We start from the raw sequence: 3,934 nt of genomic DNA on the forward strand, positions 1-3,934 counted from the left end.
ATTCGGCGATTGTCGGTGCAACAAATAACTCGCGTAAGGGCATTTCTACCTGAAAAGCCTCACGGATGCGCGAAATTAGTTGCGTTGCTAATAATGAATGTCCACCCAACTCAAAGAAGTTGTCGTGAATCCCCACCTGTGCAACTTTTAGCACTTTTGCCCAAATCGAGGATAATATCTCCTCAATGGGGTTACGCGGCGCGATATACTGCTCTTGGCTTTGGAATTCGGGAGCCGGTAAAGCACGGTAATCAGTCTTACCATTAGGCGTTAAGGGTAGAGATTCCAAAATGACAAAGGCACTAGGAATCATATACTCTGGTAACTTAGCTTTCAGGAATTGCCGCAGTTCAGTAACATTAAGTGAATTTTTCTCTTTTTGGGGGGAAATAATCTCTACTTGGGGAATAATATAGGCGACTAAACGTTTCTGATTTGTCTCATCTTCTTGGGCAATAATAACAGCCGTTTTTACTGCATTGTGCTGACTAAGAACGGTTTCAATTTCTCCGAATTCAATGCGAAAACCCCGAATTTTTACTTGATTGTCAATCCGTCCTAAATACTCAATATTACCGTCGGGTAAATACCGACATAAATCTCCCGTTTTATATAATTTTGACGGCTCATTGCCCCCCTTATTAAGGGGGGTTGGGGGGATCACTTCATCCTTCTCAAAAGAATTAGGGATAAATTTCTCTTGTGTTAACTCTGGACGATTAAAATAACCCCGCGCTAATCCCATACCACCAATATGTAATTCTCCAGCTACCCCCACAGGAACAGGTTGTAAGAAAGCATCGAGAATATAAACCTGAGTATTACTGATGGGTCGCCCAATGGGAATATTGGTTATAGTTGGTGAAGTAAATTCGGAGAGAGTCGCCGCAATGGTTGCTTCTGTTGGTCCGTAACCATTTAATAGTCGAGGAAGAGGGGAATATTGACCCGTAACTGTTTGCCATTGCTGGACTTTTGCCGGTTGAATGGCTTCCCCACCAATGACAATTAGTTTAATCTTTGAGAGAATTGGCAGGGTATCAGGGGTTAATTCAGAGGCTAATTGATGCCAATAAGCCGTAGGAATCCCCAAAACTGTTAATTGCCATTTTTGACAACATTGCCAAAAATCCTCACTAGAGCGCAACATCTCTTCTGTTCGCAATACCAAGGTCGCACCCGATAACAAACTAACAAAGATTTCTTGAACGGAAGCATCAAAGCAGATAGAAGAAAATTGCAGAATTTGATCCTCTGAGGTAATACCATACTCTAGAATAGTAGTCAGTATATAGTTGACTACTGAGCGATGTTCAATCATTACCCCTTTGGGTTGACCTGTGGAGCCAGAGGTGTAGATAATATAGGCTAAATTGTGCTGATCAACTTCTACCAGAGGGCTAACTGTACTCTGTTTGGCGATTATTGACCAGTCTTGATCTAAACAGATAGTGTTCGGTATAAATTTGGGAAGTTGCTCAATAAATTTAGATTGCGTCAACACAATACTAAGTTGAGTATCTTCAATAAGATAGGTAATTCGCTCTTGGGGATAATTAATATCTAAAGGAACGTAAGCTCCCCCAGCTTTAAGTATTCCCAGTATTCCGATAATCATGTCTAGGGAACGTTCAACAAAAATCCCGACTAAACTATCGGATTTTACCCCTAAAGATTGTAGGTAATGGGCTAACTGATTAGCCTTACAGTTTAACTCCTCGTAGGTTAAAAATTCATCTTCTAATTTAACAGCGATCGCCTGTGGATTCTGTTTTACTTGTTGTTCAAACAACTGATGCAGACACAAATCATTTTTGTAGTCAATTTCAGTCTGATTCCAATCAAATAATAACTGATTGCGCTCACTTTCTGTCAGTAATGGTAATTGGCTAACGGTTTGTTCTGGATTAGCAATAATCCCAGTTAATAGGTTAACAAAATGCCCTGATAATCGCTCAATTGTACTTTTGTCAAACAGATCTGTATTATATTCCCAAATCGCAGTTAATCCGGCTTCTTTTACCTGTATAGATAAACTTAAATCGAACTTAGATGTCTTAAATTCTAAAGGCTGACGAGTGGCTTTTATTCCTTCTAAATCTATACTATCTACAATTTCATTATCTAAACCAAACATCACCTGAAATAAAGGAGTATAACTCATATTTCTTTCAGGTTGTAGGGACTCTACTAACATCTCAAAAGGTAAATCTTGATGGTCGTAAGCATCCGTTGCTGTTTCTCGTACCTGTTTTAATAACTCGCTAAAACTGGGATTTCTGGCTAAATCTGTTCTTAAGACTAAGGTATTGACAAAAAAGCCGATTAACCCAGCTAATTCACTACGAGTACGGTTAGCGATGGGAGTACCGACTAAAATGTCTGTTTGTCCTGTGTAACGATAGAGTAGAGTCTGAAATGCGGTTAACAGGGTCATAAATAAGGTGACACCTTTTTCCCGACTCAGCTTATTTAACCCTTGACTAAGTTCTGGAGAAAGGATACATTTTATTCGATCTCCCTGAAAACTTTGTTGTAGAGGACGGGGATAATCCGTAGGTAGATGTAATAAAGCGGGTGCGGCTGCTAACTGTTTTTGCCAGTAATTTAACTGATTTTGTCGGATTTCTCCCTGCAAATATTCCCTTTGCCAAATTGCAAAATCTGCGTATTGGATTGGTAACTCTGGTAAAAGAGGTTCTAAACCTTTAGTATAGGCATTATAAAGGGTTGTCAATTCCTGAATAAATACCCCCATTGACCAACCATCAGAGACAATATGGTGCAGACAAATCAGCAAAAAATGTTCTGTGTCTGATAACTTGAGTAGGGTGGCTCTAATTAGGGAGTCATTGGCTAAATCAAAAGGTTGATGGCTGTGAATTTCTAGCCATTTTTTTATTTCCTGCTCTTCTCGACATTTTGGGCTGTCTTTCCCATTGACAAGCGTTAATTGCCAATTACTTTCTGGTTTGATTATTTGTACAGGATTTCCCTCAATAGTGGCGAAATTTGTGCGGAGGGACTCATGGCGCTGAATAATTTCTTGTAGGCTTTTTTCGAGGACATCTACCTGGAGATTTCCTGCTAAATGCAAGGCCAGGGAAATATTATAAAAGGGACTATTTGGTTCTAATTGATCTAAGAACCATAAACGCTGTTGGGCATAAGATAGGGGTAATTCTTCAAAATTCATTTTCTTTTTCTTGGTAAAATTGCTGGAACGATGGTATCGGATTTTTGCTGTTTTAACTGTTCAATCCCTTGGGCTAATTCTGCTAGTGTGGCCGAGTTGAATAACTGACGTAGGGGAAGTTCAACTTTCAAGCGATCGCGTATCTGTGCTACTAATTTAGTGGCTAGTAGGGAATGGCCTCCCAGTTCAAAGAAGTTATCATTTATACCCACTTTTTCAACTTTTAGCACTTCTGACCAAACAGTTACTAATATATCCTCAATTGGGGTACGCGGAGCAACATATTTGTCTGATGGTTCACTACTAGATTCTGGTGGGGGTAAAGCTCGACTATCTATTTTTCCATTAGCAGTAAGGGGTAAGGCATCTAAAATAACGAAAGCATTAGGTATCATGTAACCAGGTAATTGAGCTTTCAGGAATTGCCGTATTTCGTTAATGGTAATCGTTTTTTCCGATTGTGGCACAATGTAGGCCACAAGACGCTTATCTCCTGTTGCATCATCCCTCACTATTACTACTGTTTCCCAAATCTGGGGATGAGATGCTAATAATGCTTCGATTTCCCCCAACTCAATCCGAAAACCCCGAATCTTAACTTGATTGTCAATGCGTCCTAAATATTCAATATTACCATCGGGTAAATAACGGGCTAAATCTCCCGTTTTATATAATTTTGACGGCTCATTGCCCCCCTTATTAAGGGGGGTTGGGGGGATCACTTCATCCTTCTCAAAA

The 3,934-nt window shown here is 39.8% G+C and carries 2 protein-coding genes; both read right to left on the reverse strand.

The window, feature by feature from the left end:
* Positions 1–3,196: non-ribosomal peptide synthetase (locus PX481_RS04630; protein WP_288093799.1), on the reverse strand; the 3,196-nt coding region annotated here is incomplete at its 3' end.
* The coding region (locus tag PX481_RS04635; RefSeq protein ID WP_288093800.1) for a phosphopantetheine-binding protein at positions 3,193–3,934 on the reverse strand (742 nt) is incomplete at its 5' end. The genes PX481_RS04630 and PX481_RS04635, both read right to left, overlap by 4 nt.

This window comes from Microcystis sp. M53603_WE2 (assembly GCF_030065435.1).